At 65.5% G+C, this 19,827-nt stretch carries 16 protein-coding genes; 8 read left to right on the top strand and 8 right to left on the bottom strand.

The genetic code is table 11. The annotated features are described in order from the left end of the window. The first annotated feature begins 21 nt into the window (after positions 1 to 21). The gene (locus UC32_RS17255) at positions 22 to 3,420 is read left to right on the top strand and encodes a pyruvate carboxylase (RefSeq protein ID WP_045732424.1); all 3,399 of its coding nucleotides are present in this window, start codon (positions 22 to 24) and stop codon (positions 3,418 to 3,420) included. Positions 3,421 to 3,506: 86 nt separating this feature from the next. Here the strand turns inward: UC32_RS17255 and UC32_RS17250 are convergent, their stop codons facing one another. Continuing rightward, on the bottom strand, positions 3,507 to 5,315 hold the full coding sequence (locus tag UC32_RS17250; RefSeq protein ID WP_045732423.1) for an AMP-dependent synthetase/ligase: 1,809 nt from the start codon (positions 5,313 to 5,315) through the stop codon (positions 3,507 to 3,509). 184 nt (positions 5,316 to 5,499) lie between these two features. Here UC32_RS17250 and UC32_RS17245 point away from each other — a divergent pair, with 184 nt between their 5' ends. Further along, positions 5,500 to 6,591, top strand: coding sequence for an ROK family glucokinase (locus UC32_RS17245; protein WP_045732422.1), 1,092 nt, complete (start codon positions 5,500 to 5,502; stop codon positions 6,589 to 6,591). 4 nt (positions 6,592 to 6,595) lie between these two features. Here UC32_RS17245 and UC32_RS17240 read toward each other — a convergent pair whose 3' ends face one another. Genes UC32_RS17240 through UC32_RS17230 form a run of 3 tightly spaced genes read right to left on the bottom strand, consistent with a single transcriptional unit; the run spans position 6,596 to position 8,725 of the window. Then, positions 6,596 to 7,138, bottom strand: a complete 543-nt coding sequence (locus tag UC32_RS17240; protein ID WP_045732421.1) for a hypothetical protein — start codon at positions 7,136 to 7,138, stop codon at positions 6,596 to 6,598. After that, a complete protein-coding gene (locus UC32_RS17235) occupies positions 7,125 to 7,940 on the bottom strand; it encodes an alpha/beta hydrolase (RefSeq protein WP_045732420.1) in 816 nt (271 codons plus the stop codon). Before UC32_RS17235 ends, UC32_RS17240 begins: the two co-directional genes overlap by 14 nt. Then, the gene (locus tag UC32_RS17230) at positions 7,937 to 8,725 is read right to left on the bottom strand and encodes an alpha/beta hydrolase (protein ID WP_045732419.1); all 789 of its coding nucleotides are present in this window, start codon (positions 8,723 to 8,725) and stop codon (positions 7,937 to 7,939) included. Before UC32_RS17230 ends, UC32_RS17235 begins: the two co-directional genes overlap by 4 nt. A 112-nt stretch (positions 8,726 to 8,837) precedes the next feature. On the opposite strand from UC32_RS17230, the gene UC32_RS17225 reads away from it, so the two are divergent. Next, positions 8,838 to 9,605, top strand: coding sequence for a lysophospholipid acyltransferase family protein (locus tag UC32_RS17225; RefSeq protein WP_045732418.1), 768 nt, complete (start codon positions 8,838 to 8,840; stop codon positions 9,603 to 9,605). 108 nt (positions 9,606 to 9,713) lie between these two features. After that, positions 9,714 to 11,108, top strand: coding sequence for a class II 3-deoxy-7-phosphoheptulonate synthase (locus UC32_RS17220; RefSeq protein ID WP_015936763.1), 1,395 nt, complete (start codon positions 9,714 to 9,716; stop codon positions 11,106 to 11,108). Between the two features lie 76 nt (positions 11,109 to 11,184). Here UC32_RS17220 and UC32_RS17215 read toward each other — a convergent pair whose 3' ends face one another. Both UC32_RS17215 and UC32_RS17210 read right to left on the bottom strand, forming a co-directional pair. Next, positions 11,185 to 13,308 carry a Stk1 family PASTA domain-containing Ser/Thr kinase gene (locus UC32_RS17215; RefSeq protein WP_045732417.1) on the bottom strand — a complete coding sequence of 708 codons (2,124 nt, stop codon included), beginning with the start codon at positions 13,306 to 13,308 and terminating at the stop codon, positions 11,185 to 11,187. A 100-nt stretch (positions 13,309 to 13,408) separates the two neighbouring features. Further along, the gene (locus UC32_RS17210) at positions 13,409 to 14,776 is read right to left on the bottom strand and encodes a LysM peptidoglycan-binding domain-containing protein (RefSeq protein ID WP_045732416.1); all 1,368 of its coding nucleotides are present in this window, start codon (positions 14,774 to 14,776) and stop codon (positions 13,409 to 13,411) included. 242 nt (positions 14,777 to 15,018) lie between these two features. Here UC32_RS17210 and UC32_RS17205 point away from each other — a divergent pair, with 242 nt between their 5' ends. Further along, positions 15,019 to 15,372: an Rv2175c family DNA-binding protein gene (locus UC32_RS17205; RefSeq protein ID WP_045732415.1), complete on the top strand. Its 354-nt coding sequence runs from the start codon at positions 15,019 to 15,021 to the stop codon at positions 15,370 to 15,372. A gap of 9 nt (positions 15,373 to 15,381) precedes the next feature. Here UC32_RS17205 and UC32_RS17200 read toward each other — a convergent pair whose 3' ends face one another. Together UC32_RS17200 and UC32_RS17195 are read right to left on the bottom strand one after the other, a co-directional pair. Then, positions 15,382 to 16,476, bottom strand: a complete 1,095-nt coding sequence (locus UC32_RS17200) for a polyprenyl synthetase family protein (RefSeq protein ID WP_045732414.1) — start codon at positions 16,474 to 16,476, stop codon at positions 15,382 to 15,384. Next, the gene (locus tag UC32_RS17195) at positions 16,473 to 17,003 is read right to left on the bottom strand and encodes a hypothetical protein (RefSeq protein WP_045732413.1); all 531 of its coding nucleotides are present in this window, start codon (positions 17,001 to 17,003) and stop codon (positions 16,473 to 16,475) included. Before UC32_RS17195 ends, UC32_RS17200 begins: the two co-directional genes overlap by 4 nt. A 140-nt stretch (positions 17,004 to 17,143) precedes the next feature. Here UC32_RS17195 and dinB point away from each other — a divergent pair, with 140 nt between their 5' ends. The 3 genes from dinB to mraZ all read left to right on the top strand — a co-directional run bounded on the left by dinB (position 17,144) and on the right by mraZ (position 19,736). Next, the gene (gene dinB / locus UC32_RS17190) at positions 17,144 to 18,304 is read left to right on the top strand and encodes a DNA polymerase IV (RefSeq protein ID WP_152642655.1); all 1,161 of its coding nucleotides are present in this window, start codon (positions 17,144 to 17,146) and stop codon (positions 18,302 to 18,304) included. Positions 18,305 to 18,587: 283 nt separating this feature from the next. Further along, positions 18,588 to 18,962 (top strand): DUF3040 domain-containing protein, encoded by a 375-nt coding sequence (locus UC32_RS17185; protein ID WP_045732411.1) that lies wholly within the window; start codon positions 18,588 to 18,590, stop codon positions 18,960 to 18,962. 345 nt (positions 18,963 to 19,307) lie between these two features. Further along, positions 19,308 to 19,736 (top strand): division/cell wall cluster transcriptional repressor MraZ, encoded by a 429-nt coding sequence (gene mraZ / locus UC32_RS17180; protein ID WP_009358613.1) that lies wholly within the window; start codon positions 19,308 to 19,310, stop codon positions 19,734 to 19,736. Positions 19,737 to 19,827 lie beyond the last annotated feature (91 nt).

The raw sequence follows: 19,827 nt of genomic DNA, 5'->3' as shown, positions 1-19,827 counted from the left end.
CCGCAATGATGCAGGAGAAGTATGTTTTCCAAAGTTCTGGTGGCCAACCGCGGCGAAATCGCGATCAGGGCCTTCCGCGCCGGCTACGAGCTGGGCGCAAAGACCGTTGCCGTTTTTCCCCATGAGGACCGAAACTCGATCCACCGGCAGAAAGCGGACGAGGCTTACCTGATTGGCGAGGAAGGGCATCCCGTCCGGGCATACCTGGACGTCGCCGAGGTTGTGCGGGTGGCCAAGGAGTCCGGCGCTGACGCCATTTACCCCGGGTACGGCTTCCTCTCAGAAAACCCGGACCTGGCCCGCGCGGCCAAGGAAGCGGGCATCACGTTCGTGGGTCCGCCGGCCGAAGTCCTTGAACTTGCCGGAAACAAGGTGGCCGCACTGAAGGCGGCCCGCGAGGCAGGCGTGCCGGTGCTGAAGTCCAGTGAGCCGTCCAAGGACCTGGACGAACTGCTTGCCGCCGCCGATGAGATCGGCTTCCCCATCTTTGCGAAGGCAGTGGCCGGCGGTGGCGGCCGTGGCATGCGGCGGGTGGACACCCGTGAAGCACTTCCCGAGGCCCTGAAATCGGCCATGCGTGAAGCGGACGCCGCCTTCGGCGACCCCACCATGTTCCTGGAGCAGGCCGTCCTGCGCCCCCGCCACATCGAGGTGCAGATCCTCGCTGACGCCGAGGGCAACGTCATGCACCTTTTCGAGCGGGACTGTTCCATCCAGCGGCGGCACCAGAAGGTCATCGAGATCGCCCCGGCGCCGAACCTGGACGAAAACATCCGCCAGGCCCTGTACCGCGACGCCGTTAAGTTCGCGCAGGCGCTGAACTACGTCAACGCGGGCACCGTCGAGTTCCTGGTGGACACCGAAGGCGAGCGGGCCGGCCAGCACGTCTTCATTGAGATGAATCCGCGCATCCAGGTGGAGCACACGGTCACCGAGGAAGTCACGGACGTGGACCTCGTCCAGGCCCAGATGCGCATTGCCTCCGGCGAGACACTTGCCGACCTGGGGCTCTCCCAGGAGACCGTCCACCTCAAGGGTGCTGCCCTGCAGAGCCGCATCACCACCGAGGACCCGTCCAACGGCTTCCGGCCCGACGTCGGAAAGATCACCGGCTACCGCTCCGCGGGCGGTGCCGGCGTGAGGCTTGACGGCGGAACGGTGTACTCCGGCGCCGAGATCAGCCCGCACTTCGACTCCATGCTGGTCAAGCTCACCTGCCGCGGCCGGGACTACCCCGCCGCCGTGGCCCGAGCCCGCCGGTCCCTTGCCGAGTTCCGCATCCGCGGCGTGTCCACCAACATCCCCTTCCTCCAGGCCGTGTTGGACGACCCCGACTTCATCGCCGGCGACGTCGCCACCAACTTCATCGACCAGCGCCCCCAGCTGCTGAAGGCGCGGGTGTCGGCTGACCGTGGCACCAAGCTGCTGACGTGGCTGGCCGACGTCACGGTCAACAAGCCCAACGGCGAACTGACAGTCCACTCGGACCCGGCGGAGAAGCTGCCGTCGGTCAAGGGCCAGCAGGCAGTGCCGGGCTCCCGCCAGAAACTGCGTGAGCTCGGGCCGGAAGGCTTTGCCAAGGCGCTGCGCGGGCAAACCGCTGTTGCAGTCACGGACACCACTTTCCGCGATGCCCACCAGTCGCTGCTTGCCACCCGGGTCCGCACCCGTGACCTCGTTGCTGCCGGCCCGGCAGTCAGCGCCCTGATGCCGGAACTGCTGTCCGTCGAAGCCTGGGGCGGGGCAACCTATGACGTCGCGCTCCGTTTCCTTGGCGAAGATCCGTGGGAACGCCTCGCAGCACTTCGCGAGGCCTTGCCGAATGTTTGTATCCAGATGCTCCTCCGCGGCCGCAACACCGTCGGTTACACCCCGTACCCCGAGGAAGTCACCGAAGCCTTCGTCAATGAGGCAGCAGCCACCGGCATCGACATCTTCCGGATCTTCGACGCCCTGAACGACGTCAACCAGATGGCCCCCGCCATCCGGGCGGTCCGCGCCACGGGCACAGCAGTCGCCGAAGTGGCACTGTGCTACACCGGCGACCTGCTGGACCCGGCGGAGAAGCTCTACACGCTGGACTACTACCTTGAACTCGCCCAGAAAATCGTCGACGCCGGCGCCCACATCCTGGCGATCAAGGACATGGCCGGCCTGCTGCGGCCCGCTGCAGCTGCCAAGCTGGTGGCCGCGCTGCGGGAACGCTTCGACCTTCCCGTCCACCTGCACACCCACGACACGGCGGGCGGCCAGCTGGCAACCCTGCTCGCGGCCGTGGACGCCGGCGTGGATGCCGTGGACGTAGCGTCGGCCTCCCTGGCCGGCACCACCAGCCAGGTGTCGGCATCGGCCCTGGTGGCGGCGCTGGCGCACACGCCCCGCGATACCGGCCTCAGCCTGGACGCCGTCAGCTCCCTGGAACCATACTGGGAAGCCATCCGCCGGGTCTACGCACCCTTCGAATCGGGCCTGCCGGGCCCCACCGGCCGGGTATACAAGCATGAGATTCCCGGTGGCCAGCTTTCCAACCTCCGCCAACAGGCCATTGCGCTGGGCCTGGGCGAGCGGTTCGAAGCCATCGAAGACATGTACACGGCGGCCGACCGGATCCTGGGGCACCTGGTCAAGGTCACCCCATCGTCAAAGGTGGTGGGCGACCTCGCCCTGCACCTGGTGGGCCTCAACGCCGATCCTGCGGACTTCAATGAGAACCCGCAAAACTATGACATCCCCGATTCCGTGATCGGATTCCTGTCCGGCGAACTCGGCGACCCTCCCGGAGGGTGGCCGGAGCCGTTCCGCACCAAGGCACTCCAGGGACGCAGCATCAAGGTCCGCGACGTCGAGCTCAGCGCCGAGGACAGCGCCGCGCTCAAGTCCGATTCCAAGACCCGCCAGCACACCCTGAACCGGCTGCTCTTCGACGGACCCACCAAGGATTACCTGAAGAGCGTTGAGACGTACGGCAACATCTCCGTCCTCGACACCCGCGACTACCTCTACGGTTTCCAGCGGGGGGCCGAGCACGAGATCGAACTCGAACGCGGTGTCCGGCTGATTGCTTCCCTGGAAGCTGTCTCCGAACCTGACGAAAAGGGCATGCGCACCGTCATGTGCACCCTGAACGGCCAGTCCCGGCCGGTCATGGTGCGGGACCGTTCGGTGGTCAGCAACGTCAAGGCAGCGGAGAAGGCGGACCCGGCCCAGCCCGGCCACGTTGCCGCACCGTTCGCAGGCGCGGTCACGATCACGGTGAAGGCCGGTGACACCGTGAATGCCGGTGATACCGTGGCCACCATCGAGGCGATGAAGATGGAAGCATCCATTACGACGCCGGTGGGCGGCAAGGTGGGCAGGCTCGCCATCTCCGCGGTGGAGCAGGTGCAGGGCGGAGACCTGCTCCTGGTTGTGGAGCAGTAGCCCCGTCCATCAGGCAAGGCAATGAAAAGGTCCTCCCGGCAGCAGCCGGGAGGACCTTTTTGTTCAACTGTGCAGCAGTGCTTGCATCAGGAGCGGGGTGCCGAGTACATCTCCTCGATAACGGTCTCGAAATCTTTCATCACCTGTGCCCGCTTTACCTTCATGGACGGTGTCAGGTGCCCGGACGCCTCCGTGAAATCCGCCGGGACGATCCGGAATGACTTGATGGCCTCCGCCTGGGACACAGACCCGTTGGCAGCAGTGATCAGGTCCTGCACAGCTGCCTTGACCACAGGGTTCTCCGCTGCCTCCTCCAGTGACGTGCCCGCCGGGAGTCCGTGCCGTTGGAGCCAGCCCGGCAGCGCCTCCTGGTCCAGGGTGACCAGGGCGCCGATGAACGGGCGGTTGTCACCCACCACGAGGACCTGCGAGACCAAGGCGTCGGCCCGGATCTGGTCCTCCAGGAGGGCGGGGATCACGTTCTTGCCGCCGGCCGTCACGATGATCTCCTTCTTGCGGCCGGTGATCCAGACAAACCCGTCCTCGTCGAGCCTGCCGATGTCCCCGGTACGGAACCAGCCGTCGTCGAACGTGTCCTCGGTAAGGTCGTCGCGCTTGTAGTAGCCGCGCATCACGCAGACGCCCTGGGTGAGGATTTCGCCGTCCTCGGCGATCTTCACGGCGTTGCCGGGCAGCGGCTTGCCCACGGACCCGATCTTGATCCGCGACGGTGTGTTGACCGAGATGGGGGCCGTGGTTTCGGTGAGGCCGTACCCTTCGAGTACCTGCAGGCCGATGCCCTGGAAGAAGTGGCCCAGGCGTTCGCCGAGCGGGCCGCCGCCGGACACGGCGTGGGCCACGTGACCGCCCATCGCAGCGCGCAGCTTGCCGTACACCAGCTTGTCGAAGAGTGCATGGCGGAGCTTGAGGCCCAACCCGATGCGGCCTTCCTGGCGTGCTTTCGAGTACGCGATAGCGGTATCGGCGGCCCGGTGGAAGATGGCACCCTTGCCGCCGTCCTCCGCCTTGGTCATGGCCGAGTTGTAGACCTTCTCGAAGACCCGCGGCACGGCCAGGATGAAGGTGGGCTCGTAGCTCTGCAGGTCCGCGAGCAGGTTCTTGATGTCCGGCGTGTGCGCCACCGTGGTCCCGGCAGCCATGGCCAGGACGGAAATGAACCGTGCGAAGACGTGGGCCAGCGGAAGGAACATGATGGTCTTGGCGTCCTCGTGCACGATTTCGCCGATGATGGCCAGGGCGTTGTCCGAGAGCTCCACGAAGTTCCCGTGCGTCAGTTCGCAACCCTTGGGCCGCCCGGTGGTGCCGGACGTGTAGATGATGGTGGCGGTATCGGCGAGGCCGGCAGCACTCCGCCGCGTCTCGAGTTCGTCGTCGCTGACGCCACGCCCGGCCTCGCGGAGGGCATCCAGGCCGGCGCCTTCCAGCTGCCAGACGTGCTTCAGATCGGTGAGGCCTTCGGCGTTGACGGCCTGCAGGATGATGTTTTCGTGGTGCGCGGATTCACCGAACGCGGCAACGGCCCCGGAGTCCCCAAGGTTCCAGGCCACCTGTGACGGGGACGAGGTTTCATAGATCGGGACCGAGATGGCACCGGCAAACCAAATGGCGAAGTCCACCAGGGACCATTCGTAGCGGGTCCGGGACATGATTCCCACCCGGTCGCCGGCGCCCACGCCACTGGCCATCAAGCCCTTCGCCAGGGCACTGACGTCGGCCAGGAATTCGGTGGCGGACACATTCTGCCAGGAGCCGGATGCGTCAAGGCGGGAAAACAGTGCCGGGTTGCTGGCCTTTGTGGCCTGCCGCAGCAGCAGGTCTGTGATGTTGGTCTCCGGTGGAACAACAACAAGGGGCGGAACACTGAACTGGCGCACTATAGCTCCTTTGATATCCGTCGTCCCGCGCAGGGGGCATGCCACAAGCCTAGTATGCCGCCGCAGGACAGTGCTGTATCTAAAGTTACTGGCCAGTAACTTAGCCGTCAATGCCGCACGGACGGAGCCGGAACCAGCGCGCCCCGGCTTGGGCGGTCCGGCCGCAAGCCTAGAATTGGGGACTATGTACGCACCGCCCTCCGGCGACCAGGCCGGCCACCTCCGTCGATCCGCGCCGTGGAAGCGGCGGTCCGCCCCGTACCGCGCCGCCTTAGGGCAGGGAAAAGGATCCCGGGGGCGGGCACGCCTGGGACGCCGGGGACTGGCGATTGGCATCGACATCGGCGGCACCAAGGTGGCGGCAGGTGTTGTGGACGAGGAAGGCCGGATCCTCAGCGAAGCCCGCCGCAGCACGCCAGGGACTGATCCCCGGGCTGTGGAACGGGTCATCGTGGAGCTGGTCGAAGAGCTCGGCAACGGGCGGCGGATCCGTTCGGTGGGCATCGGCGCCGCCGGCTGGATGGACCTCGACGGCGGCACCGTCCTTTTCAGCCCCCACCTCGCCTGGCGGAACGAGCCCCTGCGCGCAAACCTCCAGCAGCTCCTTCGGCGTCCGGTACTGCTGGCCAACGACGCCGATGCCGCCGCGTGGGCCGAGTGGCGGTTCGGCGCCGGCCAAGGGGAAAGCCGCCTCGTATGCATCACCCTCGGCACCGGAATCGGTGGGGCCATGGTGATGGACGGCAGGGTGGAACGTGGCCGCTTCGGCGTGGCCGGCGAGTTTGGCCACCAGGTCATCATGCCCGGAGGCCACCGCTGCGAATGCGGCAACCGTGGCTGCTGGGAGCAGTATGCCTCCGGCAACGCCCTCGGCCGCGAAGCGAGGATCCTTGCCAGCAGCAATTCGCCCGTGGCCCAGGACCTGCTGGCTGCCGTCGGTGGCCGTGCTGAGACCATTACCGGTGCCATCGTCACCGAACTCGCCCTCGCCGGAGATACAGCATCGCGCGAACTGATCGAAGAGGTGGGGGAGTGGCTCGGCCTGGGGCTTGCCAACCTGGCCGCCGCCCTCGATCCGGGACTCTTCGTTATCGGCGGAGGGCTGTGTTCAGCAGGCGATCTCCTGGTGGAGCCCGCCAGGAAGGCATTCGCCAGGAACCTGACTGGCCGTGGGTTCCGGCCGGCCGCCGGTATCCAGTTGGCCCACCTTGGACCCAACGCCGGCCTGATCGGTGCCGCCGACCTCTCCCGCGTCAGCAGCCGGGTCCGCAGCTGACCGCTCAGACCCGGGCGCCGTCGTCGTCCTCGTCCTTCTCCTGCGGAAGCTTCATGATGAGGTACACCGTGCCGGCAACGAATGCAGCGACGATGCCCCATATGGCCAGCACGGGCGCCGACCGCCAGAACATCGTGGACAGCAGCAGCGCAATGGGCCCGCCCACCGCGGCCAGCCAGGCCAGCATGGTCAGGGGGTCTGTCCCCGAAAGGCTGGGTGGCTCTTCCGGCACGAAGTCGTCTCCCTCGTCCTCAACGCCATAGTCGCGCGGGCCGGCCGGTGGAGCCTCCGGCGTACCGTCATCGCCGGGCTCTCCGCGTTGGCTGTCCTTGCGCTCGGCGGCCGAACGTTCCACGGGTGCGGCGCCGGACAAGTTGAGGGGATCAAAGTCGCGGAAGGTGGCCGGCGGGGCCGGTCTGGCAACAGTATCCGGCACGTTGCGTTCCGGCGGCGGAGTGTCCGACTCCAGCCGTGCCACCAGGTCGAGCCAGACGGCGTCGTCCTGGTTGGCGCCCTGGTCCGCGGATCCGGAATCAGGCCTGTTCATTTCCGGCCTCCCCGGACCCGGGTACTGGGGCCGCTGCGCCGGGCGCCAACGCAGCAAGCACGCCCCGGATGAAATCCACCGAACCCTGGAATATCTGTTCGGCGTCATTGTCCATGGTGGCCACGTGGTAGCTGTTCTCCAGCCGGACCAGCTCCAGCGGCGCATGAGTCAGGCCGCGGCGCAGGACGGAAATACTCGTATCCGACACCACGTGGTCCACGGTGGACCGGTAGACCTGCACCGGTGCCGTTATTCGGGGAAGCAGTCGGGCGGTGTCCTTGAACATCTTGTTCAGTTCGTGGGCTGCGGCGACGGGCGTGCGTGGATAGGCACCTTCATCGATACCAGCCTTCAGGATGTCGTTGGCGATGGCGGGGGTGCTTTTCATGACCAGCTTCAGGATGCCCGCCAACGGAGCGCGCGGGTCATCAATCACCAGCCCGGGGTTCACCAGGACCACGCCGGCTACCGGCCGCGTGGCGGCGACCCGCAGCGCAAGGGCGCCGCCCATGCTTAGCCCGGCAGCAAAAACGTGCTCGCATTCGGCATCGAGTTCCAGGAACGCATCATCCAGGGCGCCGTGCCATTGTTGCCACCGCGTGCGGGACAGTTCCTGCCAGCTGGTGCCATGGCCGGGCAGGAGCGGCATCCGGACCGCGAAGCCGGCCCCTGCAAGCGCCTGCGCCCAGCCGCGCAGGCTGTGCGGGCTGCCCGTGAACCCATGCGAGAGCACGACACCGGCGCGCGGCCCGGTGCCGCTGGTGGCACTGCTGAAGGGACTGTGGTCCGGGCCGGCAGTCATGGGGTCTCCGAGGGGCTGGATTGGCGGGAATGGTCGCGGAAGAACTCGCTGGATCGGGCGAAGATTTCCGGCGCGTCCACGTCCAGCGTAGCCACGTGGCCGCTGCCCGCAAGTTCAACCACCTCCGACACCCTGTCACGCAGCCGTGCCCTCAGCAGTTCCAGGGAGGTGGGCGGTACCACCTCATCGGTCACGGATTTGAAGACCTGCACCGGTGCAGTGACCGCGGGCAGCTCCCGGAGCGTTGCGTTGAACAGCTTCTTGAGTTCGTGCACGGCTGCCAGGGGTGTCCGCGAGTAGTCGCCGTCCTCCGTGGCCGGCGCCGTCGAGTGTTCTTCCGGAATGGGGATGGTGGTGCGCTGGAAGTACTTCAGCAGCCCGATGACCCGGACGCGCCGGTCATAGAAGCTCAGGCCGGGGTTGACGATGCTCACGCCGGCGGTCTTGTGCCTGGCGGCGGTCAGCAGGGCCACTGCGCCGCCCATGGACAGGCCGGCCACGAAACAGGTGGATGTCCTGGCGGACAGATCGAGGTAGGCGGCCTCGAAACTGCCGAACCAGTCGCGCCACCCCGTCTGCGCAAGTTGCCGCCAGTCCGTTCCGTGGCCAGGCAGCAAGGGCACGGTCACCGCGTAGCCCTGGGCGGCGAGATGCTCCGCCCACGGCAGTACGCTGAGCGGGCTGCCCGTGAAGCCGTGGCAAATGGCGATGCCGATGTCCGCATTGGGACCATGGCCGGGATAACTGTAGGCGGCGGGGCGGGGCGGCGTGCTGCTTTCAGTCATGCCTACATCGTGTCACTGTTCCGGATAAATCTCACTAGAGTAGGGTTGCATCTGAACTGCTGAGACAGGCCCGGAGCGGAGCCTGGGGCCGACCTTCCGAGAGGTTCACCGCGTGTTTTATTGGGTCATGAAGAGGATCTTCCTCGGTCCTGTTCTGAAGCTTCTTTTCCGCCCCTGGGTGAAGGGCCTGGACAACATTCCGGCCGAGGGCGCCGCGATTATCGCTTCGAACCACCTGTCCTTTTCCGACTCGATCTTCATGCCATTAATGGTCCGCCGCCCGGTGGTTTTCCTGGCCAAGTCCGAATACTTCACCGGCACCGGAATCAAGGGCCGCCTGACAGCGCTCTTCTTTCGGCTCACCAACCAGTTGCCCATGGACAGGTCCGGCGGCGCAGCCTCTGCCGCCTCCCTCAGCGCCGGCATGGACGTACTGACCCACGGTGGGCTCTTGGGGATTTACCCGGAAGGAACCAGGAGTCCCGATTCCAAGCTGTACCGGGGCAAGGTGGGTGTCGCCAGGCTGGCCCTCCAGGCCGGGGTCCCTGTCATTCCCGTAGCGATGATCGGCACGGACAAGGTGCAACCCATCGGAAAGCGGCTCCCCAACATCCGGCGGATCGGCATGATCTTCGGTGAACCGCTTGACTTCAGCAGCTACGAGGTCCAGGCCGAGGACCGTGGCACCCAGCGGATTGTGGCGGACCGCATCATGCTGGAACTGCAGCGGCTGTCCGGGCAGGAATACGTGGACGAATACGCTGCCGTGGTTAAGCTGCGCCTCGCCGGCAAGCCCGGCGAGGCTGCCGCCTCAGCGGAGCCCCTGGCCTCGCCGCCAGCCCGCGGAGACGACTCCGGCGGGGAGCCCGTGGCACGCTGATCGTGTGCCTGGCTGATGGCCGCCCGGTGCCGTCCGTCCGTTGTGACGCAAGGGCCGGGAACCGTGACGGCACGGTGTCCAGCCGACCTGCGCGGACGATAGTCTTAGATGGTGACTCAGCTATCTGCAAACCCCGCCTTTCCGCTGTCCGGCAACTCCCAGAGCGGCGCCGCCACCTATCCCGGACTTGACGACTGGCGCGAGCTGCCCATTTCCCAGCAGCCCAGCTGGCAGGACAGGGAGGTGTTCGATGCCTCCGTGAAGGAGCTTTCGGTGCTGCCGCCGCTGGTGTTCGCCGGCGAAGTGGACGTGCTCCGGGAGCGCCTGGCCGCAGCAGCGCAGGGCAAGGCATTCCTCCTTCAGGGCGGCGACTGCGCGGAGACCTTTGAGGCCGCCACTGCGGACAAGATCAGCGCCCGGGTGAAGACCATCCTCCAGATGGCGGTGGTACTGACCTACGGCGCGGCCATGCCTGTGATCAAGATGGGCCGGATGGCAGGGCAGTTCGCCAAGCCCCGTTCCTCCAATGACGAAACCCGGGACGGCGTGACTCTTCCGGCTTACCGGGGTGACATCGTCAACGGATACGAATTCACCCCCGAGTCCCGGGGCCACGACGCGTCCCGGATGCTGCGGGCCTACCACACTTCCGCGTCCACCCTGAACCTCATCCGCGCCTTCACACAGGGTGGTTTTGCCGACCTCCGGTCCGTCCACCAGTGGAACAAGGGCTTCACCGAGAACCCCGCGCACGCCCGCTACGAATCCCTGGCGAGGGACATCGACCGCGCCATCAAGTTCATGGATTCCTGCGGCGCGGACTTCGAGGCCCTCAAGCGCGTGGAGTTCTTCGCCAGCCACGAAGCCCTGCTGCTTGACTACGAACGCGCTCTGACCCGGATCGACTCGCGGACGGGCTTCCCCTACGACACGTCGGCACACTTCCTGTGGATCGGGGAGCGGACCCGCGAGCTCGACCACGCCCACGTCGACTTCCTGTCGCGCGTGCGCAACCCCATCGGTGTGAAACTTGGACCGTCCACCACCGGCGATGACGCCCTGCGGCTCATCGACAAGCTGGACCCGGAACGCGAACCGGGCCGCCTGACCTTCATCACCCGCATGGGAGCCGGCAACATCCGTGAAAAGCTGCCCGCCGTCGTCGAAAAGGTCACGGCATCCGGCGCCCAGGTCCTGTGGGTCACCGACCCCATGCACGGCAACACCGTCACCTCACCGAACGGTTACAAGACCCGCAATTTCGACGACGTCATCGACGAGGTGCGCGGCTTCTTCGAGGTGCACCACGCCCTGGGCACCGTACCGGGCGGCCTGCACGCCGAGATGACCGGCGACGACGTTGCGGAGTGCCTGGGCGGTGCGGACCCGATCGACCAGGACGCGTTCCTGGACCGTTACGAGTCCGTCTGCGATCCCCGCCTGAACCACATGCAGTCACTCGAAATGGCCTTCCTGGTGGCCGGGGCACTCGCCAAGAACTGACGGCAGCTTCAAAAGACCGTGCCAGAAGGCGCGGCCCGGGTCATCCGGGCCGCGCCTCTTGCACTTCCGAGGCGTTCTACACCACTGTCAGGGTGATGACGGACCCTTCGGGAACTTCCGTGTCCACGGGATCCTGATCCCTGACGGTGCCGAAGAATCCGCCAAGGACCTTGTTGAGCCGGACTTCGAATCCGAGCTTCCGCAGTGCTTGTTCGGCATCCCCGGCCTGCTTGCCGATGAAGCTTGGGACCTCCACCATCCGGGGCCCCTTCGAAATGGTCAGGGTTACCGTTCCGCCGCGGGTCAGCGTTCCGTTGGCAGGACTTTGACTGACGACGGCCCCTTCAGGGACCTTCCGGTCGAAGACCTCGTCCTTGGCGACCTCCGCCTTCAGGCCTGCGGCCTCGATGGCGTCAACGGCCTGGTTTTCAGCCTTCCCCACCACCGAGGGAACGGCAATGGGCTCGGGTCCCTTCGAGACAACCATGGCCACAGCGGTGCCCCGGCGGGCAGGAGTGCCCGCGGCGGGATCCTGGGAGAGCACAGTCCCTGCCGGCGCCCCTTCATCAAACTGTTCGGTTACTTTGCCGAGCGCCATCCCAGCGGCGTTGAGGGCGCTTTTGGCCTCGTCGAGGGAGCCGGCCGTCAGTTGCGGCAGGGGGAAAAGCTGTGGGCCCTTCGATACGAGCAGCGAAACCGGCTGGAACTTGCGGATCTCCGCCCCTGCCTGTGGGTCGCTTCCTACTACCCGGCCGCTGGGGACGGCATCATCGAAGACGTCGCTGGTGGTCGAACGGAATCCTGCATCGCTCAGCAGTTGCTGGGCCTCCGCTACGGTCCTGTTGGCCACCGCCGGGATGGCTGCCGCCGCGCCCGGACCCATCCCGAAGAACCAGCCCGCTCCAGTGGCAAGCAGCGCAGCAATGACCAGGACGATAATCCACAGAATACCCCTCCGCCGGGGGCTGCCCTCACGCAGGCTCCGGGCCGGTGTTGCGGCAGCCCGTGCCCGTTCCTTCTCCTCGTCTTTGTCTGCCTTGCGCTGGGCTCGCTTGCTCAGTGCGGGGGGAGCCGGGGCCCAGGCGGGACTGTCGTCCTCGCCCGGTGGGGTGAGGGTGTGGCCGGTGCGGGGTGCCGCCGTCGGGTTGCGGGCGGCCGTGGCGTGGCCTGCGGGCTGGTAGGGAGGCTGCACCGGACGGCCGGCGGGCATGACGGATGTTTGGTTGCTGATGTGCGGGATGAACTCGGTGTGGCTGGGCCCGCTGGCGGAATCAGCTGCGCCCGGCCGCCCCGTGGGCCCGGGCAGGCCGTGAAGTGGGGCTCCCAGTGCTGCCGGTGGCTGCAGGTCGAGTTCGGCATCTGTCAGGTTGGTGCGGATGTGGCGCAGTTCCTGCAGCAGTGCGCTACCGTCAACCGGGCGGTTCTCGGGATCGTTCGCAGTGCACCACTGCACCAGTTCATCCACTTCAGCTGCGAGGCCCGGAACGAGCACGGATGGGGGACCCACCGTGCTGTTGACGTGCTGGTAGGCCACCTGGATGGGTACGTCGCCGCCAAAGGGCTGTTTACCGGTCAGCATTTCATAAAGCATGATGCCAACGGAGTACACGTCACTGCGGGCATCTGCGGGCCGGCCCAGCACCAACTCGGGGGAGAGGTAGGCAACCGTTCCAATCAGCGCTCCGCTGCTGGTGGACGTCGTCACGGCCCGGGCAAGGCCAAAGTCGCCCACCTTGATCCGGCCGTCGTCGGCGATCAGGACGTTCTCGGGTTTGACGTCCCGGTGGATGAAACCGGCGGCGTGCGCAGCCGCCAGGCCTTCCACCACCGGATCTATCAGGGCCAGCGCCAATCGTGGCGGCAGTGCGCCCTTGTCAGTCATGACGTCCCGCAGGGTGTGTCCCTTGATGTACTCCATGACCAGGTACGTCGTGTGGCCGTCATTGCCCTGGTCGAGGACACCCACCACGTGGGGATGGGACAGCTTCGCGGCGGCCTTGGCTTCACGGCCCAGCCTGCCCAAAAAGCTTTCGTCGGCGGAGAAGTGGGGATGCAGCACTTTCAGGGCTACGTCACGTTCCAGCCGCTGGTCCTCGGCAAGGTACACAGTGGACATGCCGCCCCGCGCCAGCTTGGACCTGATGGCGTAGCGGTTATCCACCAGCGTTCCTACAAGGGGGTCAGACACGTTTTCCTGCACCCTCCGATCCTAGTTGCAATGGAACGGGTCCGGGCCTTCAACCGGCCCGAACCCGTTCCATCAGCAGTTGCCGGCACCGTCATACGGGCCGGCCAAGGCTTTAGCCGAAGTTCTTCTGGTGTGCCTTGATGGCCGCCACGTAGGCTTTGGTGTCGTCGTACATCCCGTACTTGCTGACCGAATACTGGCCCTGGTAGTAGCCTGCGATGGCCGTGTCCCGATCCTTGCTGGTAGCAAGGAGCTGGCGGATGATGGCAACACCTGCCGTGGCGTTGTCGTACGGATCAAGCAGGTTCAGTTTGCGGCCCACCAGGTCCGAGGCCCACTGGCCGGAGCTGGGAATGACCTGCATGGTCCCGATGGCGTTGGCGGGGGAGACCGCGCGCTGGTTGAAACCGGACTCCTGGTAGGCGAACGCCAGAGCCAGTGAAGGCTCAACACCCATGCGGCGGGCGGTGTCCGCCACGATGTTCTGCATCTCGGCCCGGGAGGGGACCGGGGAAGCATTCAGCAGTGCCTTGTTCTCGTTGGCGGAGCTCACCACCGCCGGCGGATAGGTGAACCCGAGGAAGGAACTCGGTACCAGCGGAGCGGCGGGCGCTGACGGCTGCGCAGCAGCAGGTTGCGAGCCGGAGCCGGGGACTTTCAGTTTATTGCCCGGGTAGATGATGGAGCCGAGGTTCAGCCCGTTTGCGGACAGGAGCTCGGGCAGCTTCACCCCATGGCGCGATGCGATGGCTGACAGGGTGTCGCCCACCTTTACGGTGTAGGAGCCGGCCGCCGGTGCCTGCGGGGCTGACGTGTTGGCGAGTGAGGCCGCCGGTGCCGTTGCGGCCGCAGGTGCCTGCGAGCCGGCGCCCACCTTGATCTTTTGGCCCGGATAGATGATGGACCTCATGTTGAGGTTGTTCCAGCTGAAGACATCTCCCAGGCTGACGTTGTGCCGGGCGGCGATAGCGCCCAGCGTGTCCCCTGGCTTCACGGTGTAGGTTGCGCCAGCGGCAGGAGCCGGGGCAGCGGCCGGTGCGGCGGGGGCCGGGGCTGCCGGGGCAGGACTGCCGGACAGCTTGATCTTCTGACCCGGGTAAATGATGGTGTTCGCCTGCAGATTGTTCAGCCTGAGCACTTCCCCGGTGTTCAGGTTGAATTTTCCTGCGATGGCGCTGATGGTGTCGCCGCGGGCGACTGTATATTCGGCAGGCGCGGAATTCTGCGCGGGCCTGAAGGCCGCCGGAATAGTGGTGGAAACAGATGAGGCCGGAACGATCGTGGCAGAAGCCTTGGCGGCTGCCTGCGCATTAATAGCTGCGGCCAGGGTCGCGGGGAGCGGTTTGGCCGGCTGTTGGGCGGTGGCCGGCTGTGCGAGGGCCAGGGACGACAGGACAACCGCCGGCAGTGCCGCCGTCGTCGCAGCAATCATCGGCAAGCTCGGCCTGGGGGGTTGCTTCGGCGAGCGGGACATCGTCATGTAAGGAATCCTCTTCTCAACTGCGGGGAGCGGACGGGGTGCCGCGTTAATGCTTGATACTACTGTTACTCGAGTGATGTTTGTTACTAGAGTGAACAGTGAGAATCTCTCATGAATTCGCAGTTAGCACAAGAATTCGCACTTTTGCCGTAAGGAAGAATTTCGGAGTGTCCGCAGGTCAGGAGTATTGGGTGGGTGAAGCGACTAGGCGCCGGGACACGCACCGTGGCAACCTTGATTCCGTGAGTAACGTAGAAAACCTCGTGGGCGAATGGTTGCCCCTCCCCGATGTCGCCCAATTACTGAATGTTTCCATTACCAGGGTCCATGGCCTGATTGATGAGCGCGCCCTCGTGGCCGCGCGTGTGGGCGAACGGAATATCCGCTCAGTCCCTGCTGAATTCCTCCAGGACGGCCAGGTAGTGGAGAGCCTTAAAGGCACCATTGTGGTCCTGGCCGACGCCGGCTACTCCGACGAAGACCTGATCGCGTGGTTGTTCACCCCGGATGAGTCACTCCGCGGCCGGCCGATTGACGCCCTGCGTGAGGGACGGAAGACCGAGATCCGGCGCAGGGCCCAGACCCTGGCCTGGTAACTGCTGTCCTCAGGAGGCCCGGCTGACGGTAGCTTCGGCCAGCCTCCTGAGCGCGGTCTTTGGCAGTTCATCCAGCTGCAGCGCCTCCAGGGCCTCGTAGGCCGCGTTGCCGTACTCCCCAATCAGCACCTCAGTGGCCTGGAGCGCCCCCGATTCTTCGATGATGCGGCGGATCTCCTGGACGTCCCCGTCGTCCAGCTCCGGGCTCCCCAGCCTGGAGTCGATGAAAGCGGACTCGGCCGGAGATGCCTGGTCCAAGGCCAATGCCACGAGCACGGTGCGCTTGCCTTCGCGCAAGTCATCTCCGGCCGGTTTCCCCGTGGTGAGGGGGTCGCCGAAAACGCCGAGGACGTCATCGCGGAGCTGGAAGGCCTCGCCCAGCGGGAGGGCGAACGCTGAATACCCCCGCAGCAGGTCGTTCGTGGCACCGGCCAGGGCACCGCCCAGCGCCAGGGGGTGCTCCGTGGAGTACTTGGCGCTCTTGAACCTGATGATCGACTGGGCCCGGCTGACGGCGCCTGCGCGGTCGCGGACCGGCCCGGCCACCTCTTCCAGGATGTCCAGGTACTGCCCCGCCATGACTTCGGCCCGCATGAGATTAAAGATCAGCCGTGCCCGGCTGCCCGACGCCGCCCGTTCTCCGATATCCGTAAATGCCTCTTCGCTGAAGGAAAGGCACAGGTCGCCGGCGAGGATGGCTGCTGCCTGCCCGAACCGCCCGCTGTCCAGGGCCCAGCCCTGGGCCTCGTGGAGTTGGCTGAACCTGCGGTGGACGCTGGGTCCGCCCCGGCGGGTATCCGAGCGGTCGATGATGTCGTCATGGATCAGGGCGGCGGCCTGGAAGAGTTCGAGCGCGGCACCTGCCGTCACCACCTCAGCGGCGCCGGCGTCTCCGCCCGCCCCGCGCCAGCCCCAGTAGCACATCAGGGCGCGCAGCCGCTTTCCGCCGGTGACGAGATTCGATATTGAACCCATGATGGGGTCGATGTCGGGCGAGATGCCGGACATGATCCCTTGGCGGGAGGTGAGGAAACCGGTCAATTCCCCGGCCACCGAGGCCACAAAGTCGGCCTGTTCGTTCCTTAGCTGCTCGGCGCCGGTCACTTGGCGGACTCAGCAGCCACGTTGGCGCCAATGGTGAAGGTAGCCACTCCGGATGCCTCAACTACCGACAGGTTGACCGTCTCACTGTCGCCTCGGACAAAGTCCTTGGAGGCCACCGCACCCACGGAGTCCCCGGGTACCGCCTTGAAGCCCTGCGCTTCCAGCGCCTTCGTGTAGAAGTCGACGACGGCGGACGTGGGACCGGCGACCGTCGCCACCAGCGCGGCGGTTGCGGGCGCAGACGACTTGTCAAAGCTGCTGGAGACAACCGTCGCGTTCGGCATCAGGGGGAGGAGTTGCTGCGGGAAGCCTTCAACAAGCGCCCCCACGGTGGCCGAAGTGCTGGGGGAGGCGCTGGGGCTGGCCGACGCAGTAGTGGTTGCCTGCGCAGTGGCCGGCGCAGTGGCGGGGGAGGACGGTGACGGCTGGGCCGGTGACGGGGCCGGGCTGCAGGCTGCCAGGGCCAGTGCCGCACCTGCGGCAAGAACGGCCAGGCCGGCCGGTTTGAAGTTTCCAATGACCGTCACAGGGACTTTCCTCCTGGTGTTGATGCCGGATTCAGCCTCCAGTTTAGTCAGTACCTACGGATAGGATTGCAGCCGTGGGGCCCGACGCAAGAAACCAGCCAGCCGCAGCACGCCTTCCGGGCGGCAGGCGGAAGTGCATCATGCACGTGGACATGGACGCTTTCTTCGTCTCAGTCGAACTGCGGACACGCCCCGAACTTCGCGGCAAGCCAGTGATCGTCGGCTTTCCGGGGGAGCGCTCAGTGGTCTTGTCCGGCTCCTATGAGGCACGTGCTTTCGGCGTCAAATCAGCCATGCCCATGGCCGTCGCCGCCCGGATGTGCCCGCAGGCCGTCATCATCGAACCGCGGCACAAGCTGTACTACGAAGTCTCGGCCCAGCTGATGGCAATCTTCGAATCGGTGACTGAACTGGTGGAGCCACTCAGCGTGGATGAAGCCTTCCTTGACGTCACCGGAGCGATCCGCAGGCTTGGCCCTCCCAGGGGCATTGGTGAACTCATTCGGCGCCGGGTTGCCGCCGAGCTTGGCATTACGGCATCTGTGGGCATCGCCGAATCGAAGTTCGTGGCAAAGATCGCCTCCACCCGCTGCAAACCGGACGGCCTGCTGCTTATTGGCCCCGAACAAACCGTGCCCTACTTGCACAGCCTGCCCGTGGGTGCGCTGTGGGGCGTGGGAGCAAAGACAGCTGAAGTCCTGGCACGGATGGGAATCCGGACGGTGGCGGATGTGGCTGCCACTCCCGTCTCCACCCTCCGGCGGTTGCTCGGCGCCGGTGGTGAGCACGTACACCGGCTCTCCTGGGGCATCGACCCCAGGCCGGTTACGCCCGTGCGGCTGGAAAAGAGCATCGGAGCGGAGGAGACTTTCGCGGTCGACACATCCGATGACGCCCTCCTCCACCGGGAACTCCTTCGGTTGTCCCACCGCACGGCCGGACGCCTGCGAAGCTCCGGCATGGTGGCAAGGACTGTGGCCTTGAAACTGCGTTTCGCAGACTTTTCCACCATCACCCGCAGCCGCACGCTGCAGGCTCCCGTTGACAGTGCACAGCTGATCTATGCGGTGGCGGTCCAGTTGCTGGAGTCGGTGGGGCACCGGGCCATGCCGGTCCGGCTGGTGGGAGTGCGTGCCGAGCAGCTTGAGGACACAGCAACAACATCAGTGCAGCTCACCATCGACCGGCGGGATGAGAACTGGCGCGCCGCTGAGCAGGTCCTGGACGAGGTCACCCGAAAATTCGGTTCCAAATCGGTTCTTCCGGCCCGTCTTATGGAGCCCGGGAGCGGTGCCAGTTAAAGGCGGGTTAGAAACGGACCAAAAGGCGGCTGTCCCCGTGCCTCGAAAGAAATCGCCGTCTTTCAGAACGGACCACAACAAACTATCCTTAGAGATACATAGTTTTTGAGTGATTGGACTACTGCCGGACCGTTTTGGACATGCTTCCGCTCCGGCGGCTGTGCGCCCGGTTCAACCTCCTGCCCAGGCGGGAAGACGGGAACCTAATGGGCGCACCAGCCGTTAAGGGTGCAGGAGTAATCTCTGGGACCAGCCCGGACGTTGGCCTACGAAGGAGGTCGTGATGCCGCTGTCGGAGCACGAACAGAAGCTGCTTGAGCAGTTGGAGAAGCAGCTTCACGAGGACGACCCGAAGTTTGCGAACTCCATGGGGTCGGACCCCGGGCGTTCGTGGTCAACCAGGCATGTGGTGATCGGTGTCCTTGGTGCCCTGGCAGGAGTGTTCCTGCTATTGGTTGGCGTGACGCTGCAAAGCATCTTCGTTGGCGTCCTCGGGTTTATTGTCATGGGCGGCGGCGTGTACTTTGCCACGATGCGCAGTTCCGCGGCAGCCAAGAATGGCGCCAAGGGCAGTGCCGGCAAACCAGGCAAGCCACGGAGTTCCTTCATGAGCAATCTCGAGGAGCGCTGGGATGAGCGCCGGCGCGGTGAGCCCTAGGGCTTTCCGGTAATCGGGGTCCCACTCGGAGCCTCCATTTAGCTCCCCGGCAGGGGAAGGAACAGCAGAAAGACCCGCTGACGCGGGTCTTTTCCTGTTTAACGGCGTTTGACCGCATCTCACGCGACGGCTCCCGCCGGATTTCCGTCGCGCGCTGGAAATCCGCTCCACTTCCCACCACCCGCTGAAAATAGCGCCATTCCGCGGCGGGTATCCCAATTTAGGGGCTCACCACGCCCGATTTTGCGTTGACTGTGGGGGAAAGTGGAGTAATGTGGAGGGCATAAGAGGGTGGTTGCAACATAGGGGATGTGCATTTCCTGATATCGGACAGGCGGTGGGCCAGTGTTTCTGGGCACTCACTCGCCGCGCCTGGACGAAAAGGGACGGATCATTCTCCCCGCCAAGTTTCGTGAGGAACTGGCAAGCGGCCTGGTGCTCACAAGGGGCCAGGAACGTTGCATCTACGTCTTCAGCGAGAAGGAATTTGCACGGGTCCACGAGCAGATGCGGGAGGCGCCAATCTCCTCCAAGCAGGCACGTGACTACATCCGTGTCTTTCTCTCTGGGGCCTCTGACGAGGTACCTGACAAGCAGGGGCGCGTGACTATTCCTCCCGCGCTCCGGGAGTACGCAGGGCTCGGAAGGGAACTGGCCGTCATCGGCGCAGGCTCCCGCGCCGAGATCTGGGACGCCCAGGCTTGGAATGAATACCTCGCGGAGAAGGAAACAGCCTTCTCTGAAACGGACGATCCCATTCCGGGCATTCTCTGAATCCCGGAGCGGTAAGCAGGAGTTTCACGCAGGAAGTTTCCTGGATGAGATCTCCAGCCGGCCGATCGGCCAGCCAACCTGACTCACTTCC

This window comes from Pseudarthrobacter chlorophenolicus, from assembly GCF_000962805.1.
Taxonomy (GTDB): domain Bacteria; phylum Actinomycetota; class Actinomycetes; order Actinomycetales; family Micrococcaceae; genus Arthrobacter; species Arthrobacter chlorophenolicus_A.
Note: the sequence above shows the minus strand (reverse complement) of the source record. Positions and strands in the feature narration are given on the sequence as shown.

Excerpts from the sequence above, each read along its gene's own strand:
- UC32_RS17255 (WP_045732424.1), top strand. The coding sequence starts at position 22 with ATGTTTTCCAAAGTTCTGGTGGCCAACCGCGGCGAAATCGCGATCAGG.
- UC32_RS17245 (WP_045732422.1), top strand. The coding sequence starts at position 5,500 with ATGTACGCACCGCCCTCCGGCGACCAGGCCGGCCACCTCCGTCGATCC.
- UC32_RS17240 (WP_045732421.1), bottom strand. The coding sequence starts at position 7,138 with ATGAACAGGCCTGATTCCGGATCCGCGGACCAGGGCGCCAACCAGGAC.
- UC32_RS17235 (WP_045732420.1), bottom strand. The coding sequence starts at position 7,940 with ATGACTGCCGGCCCGGACCACAGTCCCTTCAGCAGTGCCACCAGCGGC.
- UC32_RS17230 (WP_045732419.1), bottom strand. The coding sequence starts at position 8,725 with ATGACTGAAAGCAGCACGCCGCCCCGCCCCGCCGCCTACAGTTATCCC.
- UC32_RS17220 (WP_015936763.1), top strand. The coding sequence starts at position 9,714 with ATGGTGACTCAGCTATCTGCAAACCCCGCCTTTCCGCTGTCCGGCAAC.
- UC32_RS17210 (WP_045732416.1), bottom strand. The coding sequence starts at position 14,776 with ATGACGATGTCCCGCTCGCCGAAGCAACCCCCCAGGCCGAGCTTGCCG.
- dinB (WP_152642655.1), top strand. The coding sequence starts at position 17,144 with ATGCACGTGGACATGGACGCTTTCTTCGTCTCAGTCGAACTGCGGACA.
- UC32_RS17185 (WP_045732411.1), top strand. The coding sequence starts at position 18,588 with ATGCCGCTGTCGGAGCACGAACAGAAGCTGCTTGAGCAGTTGGAGAAG.